The 25,909-nt window shown below is 65.8% G+C and carries 21 protein-coding genes and 1 pseudogene; 16 read left to right on the forward strand and 6 right to left on the reverse strand.

Annotated features, from left to right (window positions below):
• Nucleotides 1–121: 121 nt before the first annotated feature.
• The 4 genes from ISF28_RS20870 to ISF28_RS20885 form a co-directional block, all read right to left on the reverse strand.
• Nucleotides 122–442, reverse strand: a complete 321-nt coding sequence (locus tag ISF28_RS20870) for a hypothetical protein (RefSeq protein WP_198119097.1) — start codon at nt 440–442, stop codon at nt 122–124.
• A 40-nt stretch (nt 443–482) separates the two neighbouring features.
• Nucleotides 483–3,782 carry a fused isobutyryl-CoA mutase/GTPase IcmF gene (icmF, locus tag ISF28_RS20875; protein WP_198119098.1) on the reverse strand — a complete coding sequence of 1,100 codons (3,300 nt, stop codon included), beginning with the start codon at nt 3,780–3,782 and terminating at the stop codon, nt 483–485.
• A 158-nt stretch (nt 3,783–3,940) separates the two neighbouring features.
• Entirely contained in the window at nt 3,941–7,516 is a 3,576-nt protein-coding gene (locus ISF28_RS20880; RefSeq protein ID WP_198119099.1) for an indolepyruvate ferredoxin oxidoreductase family protein, read from the reverse strand.
• Nucleotides 7,517–7,694: 178 nt separating this feature from the next.
• Nucleotides 7,695–8,630, reverse strand: coding sequence for a LysR substrate-binding domain-containing protein (locus tag ISF28_RS20885; RefSeq protein ID WP_198119100.1), 936 nt, complete (start codon nt 8,628–8,630; stop codon nt 7,695–7,697).
• A gap of 137 nt (nt 8,631–8,767) precedes the next feature.
• Between ISF28_RS20885 and ISF28_RS20890 the strand changes: the two genes are divergently transcribed.
• On the forward strand, nt 8,768–9,988 hold the full coding sequence (locus ISF28_RS20890) for an HD-GYP domain-containing protein (protein ID WP_198119101.1): 1,221 nt from the start codon (nt 8,768–8,770) through the stop codon (nt 9,986–9,988).
• Between the two features lie 15 nt (nt 9,989–10,003).
• Here the strand turns inward: ISF28_RS20890 and ISF28_RS20895 are convergent, their stop codons facing one another.
• A complete protein-coding gene (locus ISF28_RS20895) occupies nt 10,004–11,041 on the reverse strand; it encodes a GGDEF domain-containing protein (RefSeq protein WP_198119102.1) in 1,038 nt (345 codons plus the stop codon).
• A 387-nt stretch (nt 11,042–11,428) separates the two neighbouring features.
• Between ISF28_RS20895 and ISF28_RS20900 the strand changes: the two genes are divergently transcribed.
• The 12 genes from ISF28_RS20900 (at nt 11,429) to ISF28_RS20955 (ending at nt 22,443) form a co-directional block, all read left to right on the forward strand.
• A complete protein-coding gene (locus ISF28_RS20900; RefSeq protein WP_198119103.1) occupies nt 11,429–11,614 on the forward strand; it encodes a Flp family type IVb pilin in 186 nt (61 codons plus the stop codon).
• A 58-nt stretch (nt 11,615–11,672) separates the two neighbouring features.
• The gene (locus tag ISF28_RS20905) at nt 11,673–12,197 is read left to right on the forward strand and encodes an A24 family peptidase (RefSeq protein WP_198119104.1); all 525 of its coding nucleotides are present in this window, start codon (nt 11,673–11,675) and stop codon (nt 12,195–12,197) included.
• 94 nt (nt 12,198–12,291) lie between these two features.
• On the forward strand, nt 12,292–13,656 hold the full coding sequence (locus tag ISF28_RS20910) for a DUF8689 domain-containing protein (protein WP_229519250.1): 1,365 nt from the start codon (nt 12,292–12,294) through the stop codon (nt 13,654–13,656).
• Nucleotides 13,653–14,507, forward strand: coding sequence for a Flp pilus assembly protein CpaB (gene cpaB / locus ISF28_RS20915; protein WP_198119105.1), 855 nt, complete (start codon nt 13,653–13,655; stop codon nt 14,505–14,507). The genes ISF28_RS20910 and cpaB overlap by 4 nt, the downstream gene beginning before the upstream one ends.
• Nucleotides 14,508–14,554: 47 nt before the next feature.
• Nucleotides 14,555–16,072: a type II and III secretion system protein family protein gene (locus tag ISF28_RS20920; RefSeq protein ID WP_198119106.1), complete on the forward strand. Its 1,518-nt coding sequence runs from the start codon at nt 14,555–14,557 to the stop codon at nt 16,070–16,072.
• 9 nt (nt 16,073–16,081) lie between these two features.
• A complete protein-coding gene (locus tag ISF28_RS20925) occupies nt 16,082–16,360 on the forward strand; it encodes a hypothetical protein (protein ID WP_198119107.1) in 279 nt (92 codons plus the stop codon).
• A gap of 74 nt (nt 16,361–16,434) precedes the next feature.
• A complete protein-coding gene (locus ISF28_RS20930) occupies nt 16,435–17,607 on the forward strand; it encodes a CpaE/TadZ family protein (RefSeq protein ID WP_198119108.1) in 1,173 nt (390 codons plus the stop codon).
• Between the two features lie 19 nt (nt 17,608–17,626).
• Nucleotides 17,627–18,970 (forward strand): TadA family conjugal transfer-associated ATPase, encoded by a 1,344-nt coding sequence (locus ISF28_RS20935; protein ID WP_198119109.1) that lies wholly within the window; start codon nt 17,627–17,629, stop codon nt 18,968–18,970.
• Between the two features lie 19 nt (nt 18,971–18,989).
• Complete coding sequence (locus ISF28_RS20940) at nt 18,990–19,967, forward strand: type II secretion system F family protein (protein WP_198119110.1); 978 nt, start codon at nt 18,990–18,992, stop codon at nt 19,965–19,967.
• Nucleotides 19,968–19,977: 10 nt separating this feature from the next.
• Complete coding sequence (locus tag ISF28_RS20945; RefSeq protein ID WP_198119111.1) at nt 19,978–20,919, forward strand: type II secretion system F family protein; 942 nt, start codon at nt 19,978–19,980, stop codon at nt 20,917–20,919.
• Nucleotides 20,920–20,935: 16 nt separating this feature from the next.
• Nucleotides 20,936–22,030, forward strand: a complete 1,095-nt coding sequence (locus ISF28_RS20950; RefSeq protein WP_198119112.1) for a LytR C-terminal domain-containing protein — start codon at nt 20,936–20,938, stop codon at nt 22,028–22,030.
• Nucleotides 22,031–22,119: 89 nt separating this feature from the next.
• Nucleotides 22,120–22,443, forward strand: coding sequence for a BON domain-containing protein (locus ISF28_RS20955; protein ID WP_198119113.1), 324 nt, complete (start codon nt 22,120–22,122; stop codon nt 22,441–22,443).
• Nucleotides 22,444–22,464: 21 nt separating this feature from the next.
• Here the strand turns inward: ISF28_RS20955 and ISF28_RS20960 are convergent, their stop codons facing one another.
• The gene (locus ISF28_RS20960; protein WP_198119114.1) at nt 22,465–23,232 is read right to left on the reverse strand and encodes a GIN domain-containing protein; all 768 of its coding nucleotides are present in this window, start codon (nt 23,230–23,232) and stop codon (nt 22,465–22,467) included.
• Between the two features lie 217 nt (nt 23,233–23,449).
• Between ISF28_RS20960 and ISF28_RS20965 the strand changes: the two genes are divergently transcribed.
• The 3 genes and pseudogenes from ISF28_RS20965 to ISF28_RS20975 all read left to right on the forward strand — a co-directional run.
• Nucleotides 23,450–24,685: an RtcB family protein gene (locus ISF28_RS20965; RefSeq protein WP_198119133.1), complete on the forward strand. Its 1,236-nt coding sequence runs from the start codon at nt 23,450–23,452 to the stop codon at nt 24,683–24,685.
• 11 nt (nt 24,686–24,696) lie between these two features.
• The gene (gene rtcA / locus ISF28_RS20970; RefSeq protein WP_198119115.1) at nt 24,697–25,716 is read left to right on the forward strand and encodes an RNA 3'-terminal phosphate cyclase; all 1,020 of its coding nucleotides are present in this window, start codon (nt 24,697–24,699) and stop codon (nt 25,714–25,716) included.
• A gap of 86 nt (nt 25,717–25,802) precedes the next feature.
• Nucleotides 25,803–25,909: pseudogene (locus ISF28_RS20975) on the forward strand (IS5/IS1182 family transposase); the annotation flags it as partial.

Genomic DNA, 25,909 nt, shown 5'->3' on the forward strand with positions numbered 1-25,909 from the left:
ATAATACCTGAAGGAATACTAATAAAGCCGCACAAGTTCGACGTCTTGTTGCAAATCCCCCCATCAAAGTGGTGGAAGTTTCCTCCTTCTCGCGCGATATTTCGAGAATATGACAACCATATTACTTCTCCGGGTCGTCACTGCCCTTGCGCAGGCGGCTCAGCAGGGCTTCCACGTTGTCGCCGACCGGTAAACCGTGGCGACGTAATAATTGCACGTGCAATACGAGATTCTCGAGCACGAGCTTGGCCGACACGGCCAGCAGGGTCATCAGGCGATCTTCGGTGCTGAAGTTCTCCATCGACGCGGCCATCTCGCACAGGTGGTTGGCGACCAGCTCGCGCAGGTCGTCCTCGGGGAAGGGCAGGTCCGCGAAGTCGATCGGATCTTCCTGTTCGACTTCGCGCATGAGGGCGGCAAGTTGTTGCGGTTGGATTGGCATGCGTGGCTCCGTGATCGTCCCGGAACCATTCTACCGGGGCTCACATATTGCGACGATATTGTCCGCCGACCTCGAACAGCGCCGTCGTGATCTGGCCCAAGGAACAGACGCGCACGGCATCCATCAGGCGCGCGAACACGTTGTCGTTGTCGATGGAGGCCTGTTGCAGCGCGGCCAGCGCGGCCGGCGCTTCGTCCGCGTGGCGCTGGTGGAAGTCGTCCAGGCGCCGCAGCTGGGACTGCTTCTCGTCGTCCGTGGAGCGCGCCAGCTCGATCGTCGCCGGCGCCGTGGCGCCCTTCGGATTGCGGAAGGTGTTGACGCCGATGATGGGCAGGCTGCCATCGTGCTTGCGGTGCTCGTACAGCATCGACTCTTCCTGGATCTTGCCGCGCTGGTAGCCCGTTTCCATCGCACCGAGCACGCCGCCGCGCTCGGCGATGCGCTCGAATTCCTGCAGCACGGCTTCCTCGACGAGGTCCGTAAGTTCTTCCAGGATGAACGAGCCCTGGTTCGGGTTCTCGTTCTTGGCCAGGCCCCATTCGCGGTTGATGATCAGCTGGATGGCCAGGGCGCGGCGCACGGATTCGTCGGTCGGCGTCGTGATCGCCTCGTCGTAGGCGTTCGTGTGCAGCGAGTTGCAGTTGTCGTAGATCGCGATCAGCGCCTGCAAGGTGGTGCGGATGTCGTTGAAGTCGATTTCCTGCGCGTGCAGCGAGCGGCCCGACGTCTGGATGTGGTACTTCAGTTTTTGCGAGCGGTCGTTGGCGCCGTACTTGTCGCGCATCGCAACGGCCCAGATCCGGCGCGCCACGCGGCCCAGCACCGTGTACTCCGGGTCCATGCCGTTGCTGAAGAAGAACGACAGGTTCGGCGCGAAGTCGTCGATGTGCATGCCGCGCGCCAGGTACGCTTCGACGAAGGTGAAACCGTTCGACAGCGTGAAGGCAAGCTGCGAGATCGGATTCGCGCCCGCTTCCGCGATGTGGTAGCCGGAGATCGACACCGAGTAGAAATTGCGCACCTGGTTCTGCACGAAATATTCCTGGATGTCGCCCATCACCTTCAGCGAGAACTCCGTCGAGAAGATGCAGGTGTTCTGGCCCTGGTCTTCCTTGAGGATGTCCGCCTGCACCGTGCCGCGCACGTTGGCCAGCACCCAGGCGCGGATCTTGGCGGTTTCGTCGGCGTTCGGCTTGCGGCCGTGGTCGCGTTCGAACTTGTCCATCTGCTGGTCGATCGCGGTGTTCATGAACATCGCGAGGATGGTCGGCGCCGGGCCGTTGATCGTCATCGACACGCTGGTGGCAGGGCTGCACAAATCAAAACCGTCGTACAGCACCTTCATGTCGTCCAGGGTCGCGATCGACACGCCGGAGTTGCCCACTTTACCGTAGATATCCGGCCGCAGCGCCGGATCGGCGCCGTACAGCGTCACGGAGTCGAATGCCGTCGACAGGCGCTTCGCGTCCATGCCCTGCGAGACGAGCTTGAAGCGGCGGTTCGTGCGGAACGCGTCGCCTTCGCCGGCGAACATGCGGGTCGGATCCTCGCCTTCGCGTTTAAAGGGGAACACGCCGGCCGTGTACGGGAACGCGCCCGGGACGTTTTCCAGCATCAGGAAGCGCAGGATCTCGCCATGGTCTTCGAAGCGGGGCAGGGCGACCTTGCGCACCTTGTTGCCGGACAGCGTCGTGTAGGTGAGGTTCGTGCGGATTTCCTTGTCGCGGATTTTCACGACGTGTTCGTCGCCCGAGTACGTGGCCTGCAACTGCGGCCAGGCCGCGAGCAGTTTTTTGGCCTCGCCTTCCATCGCGTTCTCGCGCTCCACGATCAGGTCGTCCAGGACCACGTCACGGTTCGCGGCGGCCAGCATGCGCTTCGTTTCCGTCAACTGCTGGCGCTCGCGCGCGAGTTTTACTTGCCGGCCCACGTTGCGGTGATAGCCGCGCACCGTGTCCGCGATTTCGGCCAGGTAGCGCGTGCGCGCGGGCGGCACGATCACGTTCTTGCCGCTCGAGTATTTGGCGGCCGGTTTCGGCAGCTTCGGCGTTTCCGTTTGCAGGCCAAATTCGGCCAGCGCCGGCAGCAGGCCGAGGTACAGCGCGGTCACGCCGTCGTCGTTGAAGCGCGACGCCTGCGTGCCGTAGACGGGCATCTCGTCCGGCGACTTGCTCCACGATTCCTTGTTGCGCTGGACCTGCTTGGCCACGTCGCGCAACGCGTCCTGGGCGCCCTTGCGGTCGAACTTGTTGATGGCGATGAAGTCCGCGAAGTCCAGCATGTCGATCTTCTCGAGCTGCGACGCGGCGCCGAATTCCGGCGTCATCACGTACATCGACACGTCCACGTGCGGCACGATGGCCGCGTCGCCCTGGCCGATGCCCGACGTCTCGACGATGACGAGATCGAAGCCCGCCACCTTGCACGCGGCGATCACGCTGGGGAGCTCCTGCGAGATTTCCGATCCGGCTTCGCGCGTGGCCAGCGAGCGCATGAACACGCGCGCCCGCATTTCACCATCCTTGGTCCACGGATTGATCGCATTCATGCGGATACGGTCGCCGAGCAAAGCGCCGCCGGATTTGCGGCGCGACGGGTCGATCGAGATCACGGCGATGTTCAGGCGGTCGCCCTGGTCGAGGCGCATGCGGCGGATGAGTTCATCCGTCAGCGACGATTTGCCGGCGCCGCCCGTGCCCGTGATGCCCAGCACCGGAACCTCGAGGCCTTCGGCCGTGTCCATGATGCGCTTGCGCAGCTCGGCGGACGCCTTGCCGTTTTCCAGCGCCGTGATCAGTTGCGCGAGCGGGCGGTGGCGCTGCTCGATCGGTCCCGTCTGCAGCGGCTCGAGCGTGGTCGGCGCATACGGCGACAAGTCGACGTCGCACGCTTCCAGCATCGAGCGGATCATGCCGACGAGACCCATGCGTTGCCCGTCTTCCGGCGAGAAGATGCGCGCGACGCCATACGCGTGCAGTTCTTCGATCTCGTGCGGTACGATGACGCCGCCGCCGCCGCCGAACACCTTGATGTGGGCACCGCCGCGCTGGCGCAGCAGGTCGATCATGTATTTGAAATATTCGACGTGGCCGCCCTGGTAGCTGGAGATGGCGATGCCCTGCACGTCCTCGGCCAGCGCGGCGGTGACGACGTCGTCGACCGAGCGGTTGTGGCCCAGGTGCACGACTTCGGCGCCGTTCGCCTGCAGGATGCGGCGCATGATGTTGATCGAGGCGTCGTGGCCGTCGAACAGCGAGGCGGCGGTGACGAAACGGACTTTATTGGACAGTTTTGCGTGCTCCGGCAGGTCGAGCTTGGCGGCGGACGTGATGTCGTTCATGGTGTTCCTTGGAAAACGGAAGCGAACTTGTGGTTCTTTGTACGGTATATGACGTTAACGTAAACGTCAAGAATGTGTCATGGGGTGTTTGGTGGGCACGGGGTGCCCACCCTACGGCAAACGTAAAGGTAGGGTGGGCACCCCGTGCCCACCATGCGTCACGCGGCGCGTTTTTTGATGCTGCCGGAAAGCAGTTCCTGCTTGCGTGCCCGATACTCGGCCTCGGCCTTCTCCTTGACGTGCCCGAAGCCGCGGATCTGCTCCGGCAGCGCCGCCAGCTCGACGGCGACGGCGTGGTTCGCCGCATCCAGCGCCGCCAGCTGCGCCTCGATCATGTCACGGTATTCGGTGACCAGGGCGCGCTCCATCTTGCGCTCGGCCGTGTAGCCGAACACGTCGAACGCCGTCCCGCGCAGGCCTTTCAGCTTGGCCAGCAGCTTGAACGCACTCCACATCCACGACCCGAATTCGGCTTTCACGAGATGGCCCTTGGCGTCCTTCTTCGCGAACAGCGGCGGCGCGAGGTTGAATTTGACGCTGAACTTGCCGTCGAACTGGCTTTGCAGCTGTTCGACGAAGCGGCCGTCCGTGTACAGGCGCGCGACCTCGTACTCGTCCTTGTACGCCATCAGCTTGGCGTACGACTTCGCCACGGCCATCGTCAGCTTGGTGCCCAGGCCCAGCGCGGTCTCGCGCTCGCGCACGCGCGCGACGAGCGCCTCGTACTGCGCCGCGTAGGCCGCGTTCTGGTAACCGGTCAGGAAGTCGACGCGTTTCTTGACGACCGACTCCAGGTTTTGCGGCATCGTGATCACGACCGGCTGCGCCGGCAGCGCCGTGCGCTCGACGCGCTTGATGTTGACGGCCGCGCGGCGGCCCCACAGGAAGCTGCGCTGGTTCGAGGCGACGGCCACGCCATTCAGTTCGATGGCGCGCAGCAGCGCCGCTTCCGACAGCGGCACGAGACCCTTCTGCCACGCATAGCCCAGCATGAACAGGTTGGCGGCGATCGAGTCGCCCATCAGTTTTGTCGCCAGCATCGTCGCGTCGAGGAAGTCGGCGCCGGCCTCGCCACCGACGGCTTCCACGATCAGCGCGCGGACTTGCTGCGCCGGGAATTCCCAATCTCTCTGTTGCGCGAAGGTGCCGGTCGGCTGCTCGTGCAGGTTGACGACGACCGTCGTGCGGCCCGGGCGCATCTTCGAGATGGCGTCCGCGGCGCCCACCGTCAGCATGTCGCAGCCCAGCACGAGGTCGGCCTCGCCGGTGGCGATGCGCTGGGCGCGCAGGCGCTCCGGCGTCTCGGCGATCTTCACGTGCGACGTGACGGAGCCGTTCTTCTGGCTCATGCCCGTCATGTCCAGCACGGAGGCGCCCTTGCCTTCGAGATGGGCCGCCATGCCCATCAGCGCGCCGACCGTGATGACACCTGTGCCGCCGATACCGTTGATCAGGATGTTGTACGGCGATGCGATCGAAGGCAGCGCGGGCGTCGGCAACGGGCCCCAGCCGTCGTCGCCGCCGTTCTTGCCGGCGCCGGCCTTGTTCTTCTTCAGCGTGCCGCCTTCGACGGTGGCGAAGCTGGGGCAGAAGCCCTTCGCGCACGAATAATCCTTGTTGCACGCGGATTGGTCGATGGCGCGCTTGCGGCCGAATTCCGTTTCCTTCGGCAGGATCGAGACGCAGTTCGACTGGACGCCGCAATCGCCGCAGCCTTCGCACACGGCTTCGTTGATCACCATGCGCTTCGCGACGTCGGGGAATTCCCCCTTCTTGCGACGGCGGCGCTTCTCGGCCGCGCAGGTCTGGTCGTAGATCAGCACGGTCACGCCGGGGATTTCGCGCAGTTCGCGCTGCACGTCGTCCATCTTGCTGCGGTCGTACAGCGTCACTTCGGCCGGCAGCGCCGAGCGGTCTTCATAACGCGACAGGTCTTCCGTGACGAGGGCGATGCGCTTGACGCCTTCGGCCGCCATCTGGCGCGCGATCAGCGACACGGACGTCGTGCCGTCGACCGGCTGGCCGCCCGTCATCGCGACGGCATCGTTGTACAGGATTTTATAAGTGATGTTCACGTTGGCCGCGATGGCGGCGCGCACGGCGAGATAGCCGGAGTGGAAATAGGTGCCGTCGCCCAGGTTCTGGAATACGTGCGGCACCTTGGAGAACGCGGCCTGGCCGATCCACGGCGCGCCTTCGCCGCCCATGTGCGTCGTCAGCTTGTTCATCTCGGGGTAGATCGACGTGGCCATCACGTGGCAGCCGATGCCGGCCAGCGCGAACGAGCCTTCCGGCACCTTCGTCGACGTGTTGTGCGGGCAGCCGGAGCAGTAGAACGCGGGACGGAACGGCGTCGTCACGGCCTTCATCAGCACCGCATCCTTCGCTTCCAGGAAGGCGAGCCGCGCCTTGATCAGGTCGCGGGTGCGGTCGTCGAGATTCAAGCGGGTGATGCGGCCGGCGATCACGCGCGCCACCTGCGCGACGGAGAAATCGGCCTTCGGCGGCAGCAGCCATTCGCCGCGCGGCGCGACCCACTCTCCTTTTTCGTCGAACTTGCCGATCACGCGCGGGCGCACGTCGTCGCGCCAGTTATAGAGCTGTTCCTTGAGCTGGTATTCGACGACCTGGCGCTTCTCTTCCACGACGAGGATCTCGTCCAGGCCCTGCGCGAATTCGCGCACGCCTTCCGGTTCCAGCGGCCAGATCATCGTCACCTTGAACAGGCGCAGGCCGACCTTCGCGGCCATTGCTTCGTCGATGCCCAGTTCTTCCAATGCTTCCAGCACGTCCACGTACGATTTGCCGGACGCGATGATGCCGAGCTTCGCATCCGGGCTGTCGATCGTCGTGCGATTCAGCTGGTTCTCGCGCGCATACGCGAGGGCCGCGTAGATCTTATAGTCCTGCATCAGGGCTTCCTGATTGCGCGCCTGCTGGCCCAGAGCGATGGACGACAGCCGCGTATTCAGGCCGCCTTCCGGCATCGCGAAATCCTGCGGCAACTTGACGTCGACGCGGAACGGATCGGCATCGACGGAAGCGCTGGATTCGACCGTGTCGGCCAGCGCCTTGAACGCGACGGCCAGGCCGGAAAAGCGCGACATCGCCCAGCCGTGCACGCCGAGGTCCAGGTATTCCTGCACGTTCGACGGGTACAGCACGGGGATCATGCAGGCGGCGAAGATGTGGTCGGACTGGTGCGGCAGGGTCGACGAATACGCGCCGTGGTCGTCGCCCGCGACGAGCAGCACGCCGCCGTTCTTGCTCGTCCCCGCATGGTTCATGTGCTTGAAGACGTCGCCGCAGCGGTCCACGCCCGGGCCCTTCGCATACCACATCGCGAACACGCCGTCGTATTTCGCGGGGCCGATCAGGTCGACGGTCTGCGTGCCCCAGACGGCCGTCGCGGCAAGGTCCTCGTTCACGCCCGGCACGAACCGGATGGACTTCGCTTCCAGGTGACCCTTGGCCTTCCACAGGTTCTCGTCCAGGCCGCCCAGGGGCGAACCGCGGTAGCCCGAGACGAAGCCCGCCGTGTTGAGGCCGGCCCGTTCGTCGCGCAGCTTCTGGATCATCGGCAGGCGCACGAGGGCCTGGATGCCGGACAGGAAGATCTTGCCGGACGTGGCGGTGTACTTGTCGTCGAGGCTGACGTCTTTGAGGGGAGCGGGAACGGCGGGCGTGGCAGGTACGGACGCGGATGCGCCCTGGCCCAGGACGGTGTCAGGCATGAAGTCTCCAAACTTTGTGTTTTCAGATGGACCCGTGCCGGTGGCGCGCCGGGTAGGCGCTGGCCGGATCGGGTCCCGGTGCCGCTTTGGCGGCTGCTACATCAAGTGTAGAGACAAGTTGACGTATACGGAAATACGGAATGGGGATGGAGCCATAAGAAAAAATGATGGCCCGGGACTACGATTCGAGGGGCCGCGCGCCGATCCAGTGCCCGCCGGCGCACAACTCATGCGCCACCTGGACGACGAGGCGGCTGACGGCGGCCGCCGCGTTGGTGAGCGGGATGTTGCGCGACGTGCAAAGCACGACGGTGCGGGCGATGGCCGGATCGTGGATGGCCAGCGCCCGCATGGCGCCGCGTTCGACCTCGGCCTGCACGGGCGCCACCGGCAGCAGGGTCGCGCCCATGCCGGCCAGGATGGCCGATTTCAGGATGGCGATCGAATTGATTTCGATGATGTCGTGCGTGGCGAGCCCCGCGGCCCGCGCCGTGCTTTCGATGCGCGGCCGCACGCCGTGCTGCAGGCCGGGCAGGATCAGGATCGTGTCCAGGGCGTCGCGCAAGGTCAGGCTGTCGCGTCCGGCGGCGGCGGGCGCGTCGGCGCGGCAGATGAAGCGCAGCTCTTCCTCGACGAGCGGGGTGGCGACGAAGCTGCCGAGCTGGCCGTCGTCGAACAGCACGGCCAGGTTGATGCGGCCGGCGCGCAATTGTTCGGCCAGGCTGCCGGTGATTTCCTCGGTCAGCTGCAGCGTGATTTCCGGATAGCGCCGGCGGATCGCCGTCAGCAGCGGCAGCGCGAGGGCGTCCGAAATACTGTGCGGCAGGCCGAGCGTGACGCTGCCGGACGGCCGCTCGGCCGATTGCACGACGGCCGCCTGCGCATCCGCGACCTGCTTGAGGATGGCGAGGGCATGTTCGTAGAACACCTTGCCGGCGTCCGTGCTGAGCACACCCTGGGCCGAGCGGTGCAGCAATTGCACGCCGAGCTCTTCTTCCAGCTGGCGCAGTTGCTGGGTCAGCGCCGGCTGCGCCACGTGCAGGACCAGCGCCGCGCGCGACAGCGAGCCGTGGTCCACGATGGCGACGAAATAGCGCAGCTGGCGAAGTTCCATTTTGTAAATATCTGTAGCATTATGGCTACACGAGATAACCAGAAGTTTGCTGCCGGAAAGTTTCCGGCCATCAAGTTGCTATACTCGAAGGACGCCGGACCGCAGCGAGATTAACACACACCTTCCCGGATGCGCCCATGCTCAAGAAAGTCGATTCTTCCCAGCTGCGCCTTGGAATGTTCATTCATGACCTCGATTGCGGGTGGATGGAACATCCTTTCGTCCGCAACCGTTTCGTCATCACGACCGAGGATGAGATCCGCAAGATCGTGGGCGCGGGCATCCGCGGCGTGACGATCGACTGCGCGCGCGGGCTGGACGTGGACGACGCCCCCACCGTGGGCGAAGCCGAGGCCGCGACGGAGGCCGAGGTCGCCGCGATCGCCGCCCAGCCGTTGATGCCGCTGCGCACCACGCTGGCCGAGGAATTCGACCGTGCCGTGGCGATCCGGCGCCAGGCGGCCGGCCTCGTCAAGACCGTGATGCAGGATGCGCGCCTGGGCAAGGCGGTGGAAATGGACAAGGTGTCGCCGGTGGTCGAAAGCATCACGGCATCGATCCTGCGCAATGCGTCCGCATTGCTGGGCTTGTCCGTCATCAAGAACAAGGACGACTACACGTTCCTGCACTCGGTCAGCGTCTGTACCCTGCTGGTCGCCTTCTGCCGTTCGCGCCAGATGGATACGGAGACCATCTACCAGGCGGGCATCGGCGGCCTGCTGCACGACACCGGCAAGGCCCTCGTCCCGGACGCCATCCTGAACAAGCCGGGACGCCTGACCGACGAGGAATTCGAGATCGTCCGCCGGCACCCCCGGGACGGCTACGACATCCTGCTCCGCACGCCCGAGATCGGCGCGATCCCGCTCGACATCACGCTGCACCACCACGAGCGCCGCGACGGGACGGGGTATCCGGACCGCCAGGGCGAACAGGACATCAGCGAGCTGGCGCAGATGGCCGCGATCGTGGACGTGTACGACGCCATCACGGCCGACCGCTGCTACCACAAGGGCATGCCGGCGGCCGAGGCGCTGCGCAAGATGTACGAATGGAGCAAATTTCATTTCAATCCGGCGCTGACCCAGGAATTCATGCGCTGCGTCGGCATCTATCCGGTCGGGACCCTCGTCCTGCTGGAATCCGGCCGCCTGGGCGTCGTCGTCGAGCCGCACGAAACGAGCCTGCTCACGCCCAAGGTCAACGTGTTCTACAGCACGAAAAGCCAGACCTATATCAAGCCGCAGACGGTGGACCTGGCGCGCGGCGTAGGCTTCGGCGGCGGCGACAAGATCGTGCGCCACGAATCGCCCGACAAATGGCAGGTCGACCCGCTGCGCTTCATGCAGTTGGCCTGATCCGTTCGGGAGCGTTCAAAAGAATTCGGCGGTGTCGTTGGAGGCGACGGTCTGCAACAAGCCGTGCGCGACGAGGTCGTCGTAGTGGCAGGCGCGGTTGCGCCCATTGCTTTTCGCGTAGTACAGCGCCTGGTCGGCATGGCCCAGCGTGACCACGGGCGATTCGTAGGCGCTGATGCTGACGAAGCCGACGCTGACCGTGACTCGTCCCACCTGCGGGAAGTCATGGCTTTCGACGTTGATACGGAAGCGCTCGATGATCTTCCACGCATTGTCCAGCGTGGTCGAGCGCAGCAGCACGACGAATTCCTCGCCGCCGAAGCGGAACACGCGGTCCTGGGCGCGGAACGAGGATTGCAGCAGGTTCGCGATCAGGATCAACACTTCGTCGCCGTACAGGTGGCCGAACTTGTCGTTGACGGCCTTGAAGTGGTCGACGTCGACGACGGCCAGCCACTGCTTTTCCTGGGCGTGGTGCTGGCGCCGCTCGGGCAGGCCCGGCAGGGGCGGGTCCTGTTCATGCGCATGCTGCAGCATGCGCGCCAGCTGGTCGTCGAAGGTCTTGCGGTTGAGCAGGCCGGTGAGGGAATCGCGCTCGCTGTAGTCGAGCAGGTTCTGGAAATTCCGGTAGACGCCGACGATGCCGTTGATCATATACATGGCATCGTGCGAAAAACCGTTGTCGTCGCGAATTTCCAGGCAGGTCGTGGCCTTGTCGCCGAACCAGATCGGCAGCCATAGCACGCGCATGCCGTCCGCCGCGACCGCTTCCGCGCTGGCCTGGCGCTCGGCCAGGCATTGTTTCAGTTCGGGCAGCGCGGACACGGGCTCGCCCAGCACGCCGTCCTGCGGCTCTTCCAGGCGGGCCGCGCTACCTATCACGATGCTGGCGCGCGCGCGCAGGTAGTGCTGTCCCGACACGGTCGTGATGGTGAGGATGCGCGTCTGCGCCGCGCCGGCCAGCTCCTGCACCGCCGAGATCACGGAAAGATCCAGCATCGCGTGATCGCGGTGGCCGGTCATGTCCACCATGTGTTTCAGAAGCGAATCCATGTCGTTCTCGGCAATGTAATCAACCGACCTGCAGGCTGGGCACAGCCGCCGTCGCGTTCGCAGGTATCAGGCGTTTCACAAAGAGCAAGCGAAACAGGATATAGGGTTTTTGCATTCTAAGCAATTATGCAAATGCAATTTTTTTAGCCTGAGTGAACTTTTCTCAAAGCAAAACAACGCTGTGTTGCCCGACGAAACAGGATTTGATTCCGTCAAACAAAAAATAGTTCCTCACAGCAAAGTTGTTGATGCTCAACTTGCCGTGCGGCATCAACTCTTATAGTGAACTCACTGGCACGGAACGCAGCAAGCCAGCTAGAAAAGTGACTTGACCAGCACCCTCCGGCTAGTAGCTGTTCTTATTAACCTACCATATGGGAGTTTGTCATGAGCAACTTCATCTCCGCAGTCAAAACCTTCGCTGCTGACGAGAATGGTGTGACGGCCATCGAATACGGCCTGATCGCTGCCTTGATCGGCGTGGCGGTCGCTACCACGGCGAAAACGCTGGGCACAGACCTGTCGAGCGTCTTCACGTCCATCTCCGGCAAGCTGACTGCCGCCGTCGCGTAACGTAGCGGAGCAACCCTCCGGGCTCCCAGGCCCGGAGGGGTTTTTTTTGGGAGCTGTCATGCCAATCGAACAATACCGCGATACGCTGCTGCTGCTCATGGTAAGCATCGCCGCCGTCAACGATCTGGCGACGCGGCGCATCCCGAATCCTCTGCTGCTCGCCGGACTGGCCGGTGCGCTGCTCCTGCACATATTGTCCGCCGAACCGGGCGCCGCCCTGTTGTCCGCATTCGGCGGCATGCTGCTGGGCCTGGCCATCTTCCTGCCGTTCTACCTGGTGCGCGGCATGGCCGCCGGCGACGTCAAGTTGATGGCCGTGATCGGCTTCTTCACCGGACCGGCCGAAGCGTTCCAGATCGCCGTGTTCACGTGGTGCGCCGGCGGCGTGATGGCGCTGTTCCTCGTACTGCTGCGCAGCCGCTTGCGGCTGGCCCTCGTCAACATCGGTCATGTGCTGTCCGGATTATTTACGCCGGGCACGAAATTGTCCGACACGACGCTCCCGCAGAGTGCCGGTTCGATGCCTTACGGACTGGCCATTGCGGCAGGCACGATCGTCGTTCTAGTCACTCATTATGGATGAGCCCGCTCTTGGCGAAGCTCAAGGGTGGCCAAAAGTCCGGTCGTTAGAATCATTCTGACCTGTTTCGGAAAACAAGCAAGGCAAGGGGGTTCCGATGTTTGAAACGCTATCGACAGGCAATACCGCGCCGGCGGCGCGGGCCGCGCAGCCGGCGCCGCCGGGCGGTCCGGAGATCGCGCCGGTCCTGCCGCGCCAGGCCAAGACCGTGCGCGATACCGGTCTCGAACCGCGCTTCGTGACGGACCTCGTGCTCAAGGCGATCCAGGCCGGCGGCAAGACACCGTTGACCCATCTGGCCGGCAAACTGAGGCTGTCGATCAGCGTGCTGCGCGAGGTCCTCAATCCGCTGATCGCGGAACAGCAGGTGGAAGTGGCCTGGTGCGGCGAGTCCGACATCGACATGCAATACCAGTTGACCGCACACGGCCAGCGCGGCGCTGTCGACGCCCTGGCGCGCTGCCGCTACCTCGGTCCGGCGCCCGTGACGCTCGCCTCGTATCGCGCCGTGGTCGAACGCCAGGCGCTGCGCCATGCGGACGCCGAGCGCATCACGGCCGCGCAACTGGCCGGCGCGCTCGGCGAGGATGGCCTGGCGCCGGCCGCGCGCGACGTGCTGGGCGCGGCACTGTATGCGCGCCGCTCGCTGCTGCTGTACGGGCCGTCCGGCGGCGGCAAGACGACGCTGGCGCGCAAGCTCGGGCGCCTGCTGCCGGGGCCCATCGCCGTGCCGTATGCCTTGATGGCCGGGCGCCAGGTGATCAGCCTGTTCGATCCCGCCGTGCACGTGGCGCCGCCGCCGGTCGCGCGCCAGCAGGAAGAACGGCGCAGCTGCGATGCGCGCTGGACCGTGTGCCAGCGCCCGCTCGTCCACGTCGGCGCCGAACTGGGACGCGACATGCTCGACCTGCGTTTCGACGCGGAGCAGGGCGTCTACCACGCGCCGCCGCACCTGCAGGCGAACAACGGGATGCTGGTGCTCGACGACGTCGGCCGCCAGCGCATCGCCGCCGCCGAGCTGCTGAACCGCTTCATCGGCCCGCTCGATGCCGGATGCGACCAGCTGTCGCTGCAAGGTGGCCAGACGGAGCTCGTGCCGTTCGATGCCGCCGTGGTGTTCGCGACCAACCTGGCCCCGACCGGCGTATTCGACGACGCCGCGCTGCGCCGCATCGGCTACAAGGCCGACATCGGCCCGCTCGAGCCGCACGCTTACCGCGCGCTGTTGCGCCGCCAGTGCCGGCTGCGCCGCATCGAGTTCGAAGACGCCGCGGTCGACCACCTGATCGAGCGGCTGCACCCGCAATCCGGGCGCGCGCTGCTGGCCTGCTATCCCGGCGAACTGCTCGACCGGGTCGCCGATTTTGCCGGCTTCGCCGGGGCCGAACCACGTCTCACCGTCGCGGCGGTCGAGCAGGCCTGGCGCAGCATGTTCATCGCTTCTCCGGAGCCTCAATCATGAAGAACAAGCGTGCCATCCTCGTCATGGCCGTCGCGATCCTGTTCGGATTTGCGGCCGTCGTGTTCGCATCGCGCTGGCTGTTGAAGCAGCCGGGCAGCGGCAGCGACCGCATCGTCGTCGCCGCCGCCGATATCAGCCTCGGCCAGCGCCTGACCCCGGAGATGTTCAAGCTGGCCGACTGGCCCGCCGACAGCATGCCGAAAGGCGCCTTCACGGACCCGCAGAAACTGGGCGGCCGCGTCCTCAAGACGAATCTGCTGGCGGGCGAACCGGTCAGCGAAGCCAAGCTGGCCCCGGCCGGCACGCTCGGCGGCTTGTCGGCGCTGATCTCGGAAGGCAAGCGGGCGATCACGGTGCGCGTGAACGACGTGATCGGCGTGGCGGGCTTCGCGCTGCCCGGCAACTACGTCGACATCATCGTCAGCACGCAGAAGGACGCGCCGGCCGGTGCCGACGGCCGCCAGCAGAACATTTCGAAGATCGTGCTGGAACGGATCCTCGTGCTGGCCGTCGCCCAGGAAGTCAGCCGCGATGAGACCAAGCCCAAGGTCGTCAACGCGGTCACGCTGGAAGTCACGCCGGAGCAGGCCGAAAAGCTCGACCTGGCGCGCAGCGTCGGCACGCTGTCGCTGGCCCTGCGCAACCAGGTCGACCCGCAGTCGGCCAGCACCGAAGGCGCGACCAAGCTGACCTTGCTGCCCGAGGCGCCGCCGCCCGCGCCTCGCAAGCCCGCGCCGAAGCCGGCACCGGCGGTGCGGCCGGCGCCGGTGGTGGTCAAGGTGGCGGCCCCGGTGCGGCGCGATTGCGTCACCGTGCTTAACGGCCTGCGCGTGTCGCAGGAGTGCTTCTGAACCTCATCCAGGGTAAAGCCATGAACGGATGCTTGACGCCATCACCGATGTTTCGCTGCCTGTTCGCCGCCGGCCTGGCGCTGGCGGTTGCGGGACCCGCGGCGGCCAAAACGAAAGCGCAGGCCGCGGACAAGCCGGCCGAAGCCGCGCCGCCGCGGGCCGAGGCCGGCCCCGACTGCAAGGGCGAGGCCGCGCGGCCGGCCCAGCTGGCGCTGCAGGTCGGCAAATCCAGCCTGATGCGCCTGCCGGAGCCGGTCCGGCATCGCAGCGTCGGCAACCCGCTCGTCGTGCAGGCGCTGATGGTGGCGCCCGACACGTTGTACATCGCGGGCGTCGACGTCGGTACGACCAATATGATCATCCAGGGCAAAAGCGGCCTGTGCAGCGTGCTCGACATCACCGTGGCCATGGACCCGTCGGCCGTGCAGGCGACGTTGGCCGCGGCCCTGCCGGACGAGCACGACATCAAGGTGATGGCCGCCGCCGATACCCTCGTGCTGACCGGCACCGTGAGCGATGCGACCGCGGCGGCGCGCGCCGTCGAACTGGCGACGGCCTATGTACGGCGGCCGCTGCGCGGCTTGATGGTGCCCGACAAGGAAGATGCCGCCAGCCAGAAACAGCGGGAAAACCAGAACCAGGGCGGGGCGGCCACGACGCGCGTGGTCAACATGCTGTCCGTCCGCGCGCCCCAGCAGGTGCAGCTGGAGGTCAAGATCGCCGAAGTGTCGAAGACGCTGCTCGATCGCCTGGAGGCCGGCGTCACCTGGCGCTTCGGTTCCGGCAGCTGGGGTGCCACCTTGCTGTCGAACTTCATCAGCGGCACGGCCAACGCGTCGTTCCAGGCGAGCAAGGGCTCCTCGGGCCGCAGCGTGGCCGGCGCGGCCGAGAAGCAGGATGGACTGGTGCGTGTGCTGGCCGAGCCGAACGTGATGGCGATCAGCGGCCAGGAAGGCACGTTCCTCGTCGGCGGCAAGTTTTATATTCCGGTGGCGCAGGACAACAACCGGGTCACGCTCGAAGAGAAGGAGTTCGGCGTCGGCCTGCGCTTCACGCCGACGGTGCTGGGCGGCGGGCGCATCAACCTGCGCGTCGCGCCCGAGGTGTCGGAATTGTCGCGCGAAGGCATCGGCGTGTCGGCCACCGGCTTTTCCGGGACCGCCATCATGCCGGTCGTGACGACGCGCCGCGCCACGACCACGGTCCAGCTGTACGACGGCCAGAGCTTCGCGATCGGCGGCCTGATCAAGAGCAACCTCGTCGCGAACCTGAAAGGCTTGCCGGTGCTGGGCGAAATCCCCGTGTTGGGCGCCCTGTTCCGCAGCACCGATTACCAGCAGGACCGCACGGAACTGGTGTTCGTGATCACGGCCCACCTCGTCAAGCCATTGTCCGGCAATGCCTACACGCTCCCCACCGACAAGGTGGGCGAGCCGTCGCGCGCCGGGTTGATGCTGGGCGGACGCCTGGAAGGGCCACCCCCGCCGGTGACGACGGCGGCCATGTCGGCCCCGGCGCCGGCGGCACCGCCGGCGCAAAGCGCGGGCGGCTTCGAACTGAAATAGGAGAGAGCGATGGCCACCAGATACAAGCGCACGGCGTGCGCGGCGCTGTCGGGCATGCTGCTGTGCGGATGCAGCACGACCCCGGGCTTCTATGAACACTTCGGCACTTCCGTGCGCGCCAACCTGGCGGCACAGGTGCTCGATCCGGCCGCGGCGGCCAATACGAATCCCGCCGCCGGCATGGAGGGCGGCGCCGCCGTCATCGCCCATGGACGTTACCAGGACTCGTTCAAGGCGACCGAACCCGCCGTCAAGCCGTTGATCCTCGGCGGGGTGGGCAGCAAGTGACGCGCCGCCGCACCTTCGTTCCGACCCTATTCTTCCCACCAACCCGATGACCGAGACCCGTCCCGAGGAGTCCGATGAAAGCCCTGCTGATCAGCCGCGACACCCAGCTTTACGCGGAGATCGCCTCCCAAGGCGCGGCGCGCGTACCGCCGTTGAACGTCGCCGCCAGCCGCGCCAGCCTGCGCGATGCGCTCGAGCGTCCGCTGTCTGATGGTCCGAGCCTGATCATCGTCGACATCAGCGACGCCGATGCCGCCGACGGCGACCTGCTGGAGCGCCTGACCCGCCACTACTCGGCCGCGCATTTCATGCTGCTGACCGACAATCACCATCCCGATGTTCTGATCCGCGCCATGCGCGCCGGCGTGCGCGAAGTGCTGCAACTGCCGCTGGTGCACCGCGCGCTGCACGAGGCGATCGACCGCATCGCGGCCAGCGCCGGCGTGGCCGCGATGCGCGACGGGAAGATACTCGCGTTTATCGCCTGCAAGGGCGGCAGCGGCGCGACCTTCATCTCCACCAATTTCGGCTACGCGCTGGCCACGCTGGCGGACAAGAAGGTGCTGCTGATCGACCTGCACCGCCAGTTCGGCGACGCCACGCTGTACGTGTCGGACCAGAAGCCTGCGATGACCTTGTCCGACGTGTGCCAGCAGATCGCCCGCATCGACGGACCGTTCCTCGAATCGTGCCTCGTGCACGTGGCGCCCGGCTTCGGCGTGCTGGCCGCGGCCGACGACCCGGGCCAGACCGTCGAGGCCAAGCCCGAGCACATCGACACGATCCTGCGCGTCGCGCGCCAGCACTACGACTACATCCTGCTCGACGTCGGGCGCCAGATCGACGCGGTGTCGCTGCGCGCGCTCGACAGCACCGACGCGATCTACCCGGTGCTGCAGCTGGCGCTGCCGGACATCCGCGACGCGCGCCGCCTGCTCGACATCTTCCGCTCGCTCGGTTACGTGACGGACCACATCCGCCTGATCGTGAACCGCTACGAAAAGGGCGGCAAGCTGCGCCTGCAGGACCTGCACGCGGCGCTGGGCGCGGAAGTGCTGCACACCGTCCCCAACGATTACATCGCCGTCACCGACTCCGTCAACCAGGGCATTCCGGTGCTGCAGCTGGCGCGCACGAGCGCCGCCGCGCGCAGCCTGGCCGACCTGGTCGAAGTGGTGACCGCACGCCGCATCCCCGAAGCCAAGGGCCTGTTCGACCGCCTGTTCGGCCGCGGCGAAGACGATTGATTTTTTCAAGGAGCCGTCCATGTCCCTGCGCGAACGCCTGTCCGTGACGGATGAGGAGCGCCAATTCCAGGCAGTGCCGGCAGCGGCGCAACAAGCCTACCAGGAGCTCAAGAAGACGATGCACCAGATGATCCTCGACCGGATCGACCTGGAGCGCCTGAAACGCCTGACGAGCGAGCAGTTCAAGCACGAGCTGGCGTTGCTGGTCCAGCGCATCATCGAAGAAGAGCGCATCGTGCTGAACCAGCAGGAGCGCCATCATCTGGTGCTCGACATCCAGCACGAAATGCTCGGTTTCGGCCCGCTCGAACCGCTGCTGAACGATCCGACCGTCTCGGACATCCTGGTCAACACGTTCGACAAGGTGTACGTCGAGCGGCGCGGCCGCCTCGAACTGACGGACGTGTCGTTCCACGACAACGCGCACCTCATGAAGATCATCGAGAAGATCGTCTCGCGCGTCGGCCGCCGCGTGGACGAGTCCAGCCCGATGGTCGACGCGCGCCTGCCGGACGGTTCGCGCGTCAACGCGATCATCCCGCCGCTCGCGGTCGACGGGCCGCTGGTGTCGATCCGGCGCTTCGGTGCGACGCCGCTCACGGTGCAGAACCTGCTCGACTATAAAAGCGTCACGCCGCCGATGATCAAGGTGCTCGAAAGCCTCGGCCTCGCCAAGGTGAACATCCTGATCTCGGGCGGGACCGGCAGCGGCAAGACGACGATGCTGAACCTGATCTCCGGCTTCATTCCCGGCAACGAGCGCATCGTGACGATCGAGGACGCGGCCGAGCTCCAGCTGCGCCAGCCGCACGTCGTGCGCCTCGAGACGCGCCCGCCCAACATCGAAGGCAAGGGCGAGGTGACGCAGCGCGCGCTCGTGCGCAACTCGCTGCGCATGCGCCCGGACCGCATCATCCTGGGCGAGGTGCGCGGACCGGAAGCGCTGGACATGCTGCAGGCGATGAACACGGGCCACGAAGGTTCGCTCGCGACGATCCACGCGAACACGCCGCGCGACGCGCTCGCGCGCATGGAGAACATGGTCGGCATGGCCGGCGTGAGCTTGACGCCGCGCGCGATCCGCCAGCAGATCGCGTCCGCGATCACGGTGATCCTGCAGGCGTCGCGCCTGGCCGACGGCACGCGCAAGGTCGTCAGCATGCAGGAGATCACGGGCATGGAAGGCGAGATCATTTCGATGCAGGAGATCTTCCGTTTCGAGCAGACGGGCATCGACGCCGACGGCAAGGTGCAGGGCCATTTCTGCGCGACGGGCGTGCGGCCGCGCTTCACCGACCGCCTGCGCATGTTCGGCGCGGCCGTGCCGGAGGACACCTTCGATCCCGACCGCGTGTTTACCTGAGCAAACCGCGGAGCCACGCATGGATATCCTCTTCTACGGATTCATCGTCTTCCTGTTCGCCGCCGTCATCCTCGCCATCGAGGGCCTCTATCTATGGTGGGTGAGCACGCACGGCGCCAGCGCGCAGCGGATCGCGCGCCGGCTGCAGCTGATGTCGGGGAACCAGGGGCGCGGTGCCGAACGCATCTCGATCCTCAAGCTGCGCCGCTTCGGCCGTCACGACCTGACCGACCGCCTGCTGCAACGCTGGCGCCTTGCGCATCGCCTCGACCGGTTGCTCGTGCAGTCCGGGATCGCCTGGTCGGTCGAACGATTCCTGCTGTGCTCCGGCGGGGTCGTCTTGCTGGCCGTGTACGTGGTGATGCAGTGGCCGCTGCCGCTGCCGGCGCGCGTTGGGGTCGTCCTGTTGTGCGCCCACGTGCCGCTACTGCTGGTGCGCCGCGCCCGCACGCGCCGCCTCGTGCGCATCGAAGAGCAGTTGCCGGATGCGGCCGACTTCATCGCGCGCGCGCTGCGTGCCGGCCATTCGTTTTCGAACGTGCTGCAAATCGTCGGCAACGAATTGCCGGAACCGCTCAGCGGCGAGTTCCGCATCGCGCGCGAGGAAATCAACTACGGCGTGCCGCTGAGCGAAGCGCTGCACAACATGGCGGCGCGCATTCCGCTGACCGACCTGCGCTACCTCGTCATCGCCATACTGATCCAGCGCGAGACGGGCGGCAACCTGGCCGAGATTCTCAGCAACATCGGCTACATCATCCGCGGCCGCCTGCGGCTGGCGGCGCAGGTCCGCGTGTTGTCGGCCGAAGGGCGCATGTCGGCCTGGATCCTCGGACTGCTGCCGTTCGCCGTGGGCGCCATGCTGCTGCTGGTGAATCCCACCTACGTCATGGTGTTGTGGAGCGATCCGATGGGCGTCAAGCTGCTCTGGACCGCGCTGGTGATGATCATCATCGGCGTGATCTGGCTGAAGAAGGTGATCCGTATCCGTATCTGAGGAGACATCGATGACTCGCGCACAGCTGCTGTTCCTGTTGATCGTCTTCGCGGTCGTTTGCGGCCTTGCCTGGCTCGCGGCGGTGCTGTTCGCGCCCGCCGCGCTGCGTGCCCGCCTGGCGAGCTTCATGGGCCGCGCGGAAGATGGCCAGGCCGAGCGCAGCGGCTGGGTCGACCGTGTCGCGCGCGCCGTCAAGCCGCTGACCAAATTGTCGGTGCCGGACGAAGGCTGGGAAAAGTCGGCGCTGCGTACCCGTTTCATGAATGCCGGCTGGCGCAATCCGGCGGCGCCGACGTTGTACTTCGCCTCCAAGACGCTGCTGGCGCTGGGCCTGCCCGCGCTGGCCGGCATCGTGCTGGCGTTCGTGCCCGCCACGATCGCGAATATCGGGACGTTGTTCCTGCTGCTGCTGGCGGCGACGTGCGGCTACTATCTGCCGAACGTGATCCTCGAGCGCGTCATCACGCGCCGCAAGCGCGACATCTTCGAAAACATTCCGGACGCGCTCGATCTGCTCACGGTGTGCGTGGAGGCCGGCCTGAGCCTCGAGCGCGCGCTGGTCAAGGTCGCCGCCGAGATCCACTTCAAGAGCGTGACGCTGGGCCAGGAATTGCAGATCGTGCTGATGGAGATGCGCGCCGGCTTCAGCAAGGAAAAGGCATTGCGCAATTTTGCGCTGCGCATCGGACTGGACGACATCGATTCGCTGGTCGCGATGCTGATCCAGTCGGAGCGCTTCGGCACCAGCATCGGCGACGCCTTGCGCGTCTATTCGGAAACGCTGCGCAGCAAGCGCCGCATGGTGGCGGAAGAGGCGGCCGCCAAGATCGGCCTGAAACTTTTGTTCCCCCTCATCTTCTGCATCTTCCCGACCCTGTTGATGGTGTTGCTGGGGCCCGCCGGCATCCAGATCACCAAGCTGTTCGGTACGACACTGAGCGGTTCCAATTGATTCAATGGAGATTGTCATGCGCACGCGTATCCGGCTTTATACCCTGCCGCTGTTGTGCAGCGGTGCGCTGCTGCTTGCCTGCAGCAGTCCGCCCTGGCAGCCGGACGCGGGACCGTCCGCGTTTTCGGCGGCGAACGACAACTATCTGCGCGGCCGCAACCTGTACCTCGCGCGCCGCTACGACGAAGCGATCGCCGCCTACGAGGCCGCGCTGCGCATCGACGGCACGCACGTCAACGCGCGCAACGGCCTGGCGATCGCCTACGCCGAGCGCCGCGATTTCGCCCATGCGATCCCGATCTGGCGCGATCTCACCCGCGACATCACCATGGCATCCGGCCCGGCGTCCAGCTACCTGTTCGCCAACCTGGGATACGCCTACCTGCTCAGCGGCGATCTGGATGCGGCCCAGGTCGCGCTGGAAAAAGCCTGCCTGCTCGACCCGCTCAGCCAGCGCGCCTGGCAATACCTCGGCGAGACCTTGCTCAAGCTGGGCCAGGAAGAGCGTGGCCGGCAGATGCTGCGCCAGGCCGAGGCGCTGCGCGAGCACGATTTCCGCGCCGACTATGCGACGGCGAATGGCGGCGCGCGGCTGCCTGCCATCGAGCAGGCGGTCAAGACCCACGAGCATCCCGACGACGAAGAATGGGCCTCCGTCGAAGTGATCCGCCGGGACGACGGCATGCTCGAGCTGCGGCGCGTGCCGGCGCGCGCCGCGCCGCCGCACAGTGCGCCGGTCGACATGGCGGCCGCAGAGCCGCCCGCGCCGGAAGCGATCGCCAGGCTCGAGATCAGCAATGGCGACGGCCGCCGGGGCCTGGCGCGCTTCGTGTCGCGCCAGTTGCGCGATCCCGGGCTCAAAGTCGTGCGCTTGACCAACGAAAAAGGATTCGACGTGCGCCGGACACGCGTCGAGTACCAGCCGGCCTTCCGGACGGCGGCGGAACGCCTGGCCCGGCATGTCGGCAGCGGCGAACCGGTCGAAGCCGACATGGCCGGGCATGCCGACGTGCGCCTCGTCATCGGCCACGACCTGCCGCTGCAGCGCATCGTCGCACGGCCACCGTCGGGACCGCTCGTGGCGCACGCGGGCCGGATCGACGCGCCTTGACCGTCGAGTGCCGATTTCACAACAGTAGCGGGCGACAGGTTGTCTCGAAATTCGGAATAATGAACGCTTGATCTTTCGGGAGAATCGCCATGAAGCTCATTCGTTTCCAGTCCGCTATTGCTCAGTCTATTCTTGCAACGTCGCTGCTGGTCTCGCTCGCAGCCTGCGCCCCGACGCCGACCCGGGAAGGCACGGGCGAATACGTCGACGATTCCTTGATTACCAGCAAAGTAAAAGCCGCCTTCGCCGCCGATCCGACGGTCAAGGCGACCCAGGTCAACGTGGAAACGTTCAAGGGAACGGTACAACTGAGCGGCTTCGTCGATTCGCGCGAATCCGCCGAAAAGGCCGTGGAAATCGCGCGCGGCGTGAAAGGCGTGAAAGCGGTCAAGAACGACACCGTCATCCGCTGATGACGATGCCGCACGGCACGTTCACTGCCAGCTGACTTTCCCGAAGCCGTTCGTCGTCGCATTGCGCGTGGCCGGCTTGCCGTAGACGGTGGCCGAACCCATGCCGCTCAGGTTGACGTTGGCGGCCGTCTTCGCGTACACGCTGGCGCCGCCGAGGCCGGTCATGTCCAGGTCGACCGTCTCGGCACGCAATTGTTGAGCGTCCAGGCCGCCGACGCCGCCCAGCTGTGCGCGCAGCAATTTCGTCTGGCCGGCCACGGTGATATGCCCGGCGCCGCCCAGGTGCAATTCGATGCGTTCGGCCTGGCCGGGATTCAAGGTAAGGCTGCCGACGCCGCCCAGGCGCGCGTCGACGTCGCGATATTGTCCCGTGAAACGCACGGCGCCGGCACCGTCCAGCGCGAGCTTCAGCTTGTCGCCGCTGAAGCCGGACACGTCGCTCGAGCCGACGCCCTGCGACACGAATTCCTGCAGATTCGGCACGGTCAGGTCGGCGCGCAATTCGCCCTTGCTGTTGCCGTCGAAACGGGTATTGTTTTCCATGTCGATGACGAGCGTATCGCCGCGCTGCGTCGTCGTTACCTTCGCCACGTAGCGGCGGTCGCCGGACACCACGAGCGACGGCGTCGCGCCCTGGCGCAGGTTCAGGCGGATCACGCCGCCCAGATGCACTTTCGACACGCCGGCATCCACATTGCGGTTTTCGCGGACGAGATCGTCGGCCACGGCGGCATGCGCGCCGATGGCCAGGGTCGTGGCGAGGACGGCGCTCTTGATCAGTTTGTTCATGTCAGTGTCTCCGATAGTGGATAGTGATCCGATGGATGCACTATAGGCAAACACCCTGGACGGAACCCGTCGATTGCGACAGGACGCAGCATTGGCGGTACAGGCCGTGAAATCGCCGCATTGCCCGGCATTCACGCGAGCGCACTTGGACTCACTCGCCTCGTCGCCATGTTCTGTCGGCAGATGGCACGAATGATCGGAAGACGAGAGCGCAATGATGAAAGACGAACACTACGATGTGCTGGACGTGGAAGGCGGCCGTCCCGTCAAGATGTGGACGCGCGGCGTCCCGGTGGAAGAAGAGGCGAAGCGCCAGCTGGCCAACACGGCGCGCATGCCGTTCATTTATCGACACATGGCGGCCATGCCCGACGTCCACCTGGGCAAAGGGTCGACGATCGGCAGCGTGATTCCCACGCTGGGCGCGGTGATCCCGGCCGCGGTCGGCGTCGACATCGGCTGCGGCATGATGGCCGCCAAGACGACCTTGAGCGCGAACGACCTGCCGGACAACCTGGGCCCGCTGCGCAGCGCCATCGAGCGCGCCGTGCCGCACGGGATGTCGCCCAAGACGCGCGGATTCAAGGGGCGCGACCAGGGATCGTGGGACACGCCGCCGCAGGCCGTCGACCAGGCCTGGATGGCGCTGAAGGACGAATTCGACGTCATCTGCCAGAAGACGCCGAAGCTGAAGAACACGAACAACTACAAGCACCTGGGCACGCTGGGCACCGGCAATCACTTCATCGAGATCTGCCTGGACGAGCAGGGCTTCGTGTGGTTCATGCTGCACTCCGGCTCGCGCGGTGTCGGCAATGCGATCGGCTCCCACTTCATCGAACTGGCGAAGCAGGACATGCGCACGCATCTTGCCAACCTGCCCGACAAGGATCTGGCCTATCTCGAGGAAGGCACGCAGCATTACGACGACTACGTCGAAGCGGTGGGTTGGGCCCAGAAATTCGCAAGGATGAACCGCGAAGTGATGATGCAGAACCTGATCGCGGCCGTGCGCACGGTCATCAAGAAGCCGTTCGAGACGCACGTCGAGGCGGTGAACTGCCACCACAACTACGTGCAGAAGGAACACCACTTCGGCAAGGACGTGCTGGTGACGCGCAAGGGCGCCGTGTCGGCGCGCGAGGGCGAGCTGGGTATCATTCCGGGCTCGATGGGCGCCAAGAGCTACATCGTGCGCGGCAAGGGCAATCCGGAGAGTTTTCACAGCTGTAGCCACGGCGCCGGCCGCACGATGAGCCGCACGGAAGCCAAGCGCCGTTACTCGGTCGAGGACCAGGTGCGCGCGACCGAAGGCGTCGAGTGCCGCAAGGACGCCGCCGTCATCGACGAGATCCCGATGGCCTACAAGGACATCGACGCGGTGATGCAGGCGCAGAGCGACCTGGTCGAAGTCGTGCACACGTTGAAGCAGATCGTCTGCGTAAAAGGATGAAAGGACGAGGCATGATCGAACTGGATGGCGCCGCCGGCGAAGGCGGCGGCCAGATCCTGCGCAGCGCGCTGACCCTGGCCATGATCACGGGCCAGCCGTTCCGCATCCGGAACATCCGCGCCAACCGCGCCAAGCCGGGCCTGATGCGCCAGCACCTCGTGGCCGTGCAGGCCGCGCTGCAGGTATGCGGCGGCGAGGCGACGGGCGCGGCGCTCGGCAGCCAGGACCTGACGTTCGCACCGGGCCCGGTCAAAGGCGGCGACTACGCGTTCGCCATCGGCACGGCCGGCAGTTGCACCCTGGTGCTGCAAACCGTGCTGCCGGCGCTGCTGAAAGCGGACAAGCCGTCGGTATTGAGGCTCACCGGCGGGACGCACAATCCGATGGCGCCGCCGGCGCAATTCCTGCAGCGCGCCTGGTGCCCGCGCCTGGCCGAGATGGGCGCGCACATCGACATCCGCCTGGAGCGCTTCGGCTTTTATCCGGCCGGCGGCGGTGTCGTCGAAGCCCGCGTCGAGCCCAGCGCGGCACTGCGGCCGCATACGTGGCTGGCGCGCGGCGAACGGCGCGCCGCATACGCCGAGGCGTTCGTGGCCGGCGTGCCGGCGCGGGTGGCGCAGCGCGAACTGGAATGCGTCGGCAGGGCGATGAACTGGAGCGAGGACCAACTGCACGTGCGCGGCCTGCCGGCCGAGCAGGGCCCCGGCAATGCCTTGTTGCTGACCCTTGAGCACGAGCACGCGACCGAGGTGTTCACGGCGTTCGGCGAAAGATCCGTCACGTCCGAGCAGGTGGAGCGCCAAGTGGTGCAGCGCGCGCGCCGCTATCTCATGTCTCGGGCCGCATTCGCCGAGTACCTGGCCGACCAGATGATGGTCCCGCTTGCGCTGGCGGGCGGCGGCGGCTTCACGCTGGACGCGGTGTCGATGCATGCGCGCACCAATGCGCGGGTGATCGAGACGTTCTTGCCTGTGCGTTTCCGCTTCGATCGACAGGATGGCGTGGACAGCTGCACGGTGGCCTTGCGCTGATGTTTTTAGAGCGTATCCCAGTAGAGCTCATCCGGAGGGACATCTGACGCATTTTTGAGTCTAAGTCCATGATCAGGAGAACTATCATGGGCATGCTGAAGCAAGACGATGGCTGGCGTTTGCCAGATGAGATTTGGGAGCAGATGGAACCGCTTCTGCCGCCACGCAAACCGCATCCGCTCGGTGGTCACAA

The organism is Massilia rhizosphaerae, from assembly GCF_016093545.1.
In the GTDB taxonomy this organism is placed as follows: Bacteria; Pseudomonadota; Gammaproteobacteria; order Burkholderiales; family Burkholderiaceae_D; genus Telluria; species Telluria rhizosphaerae.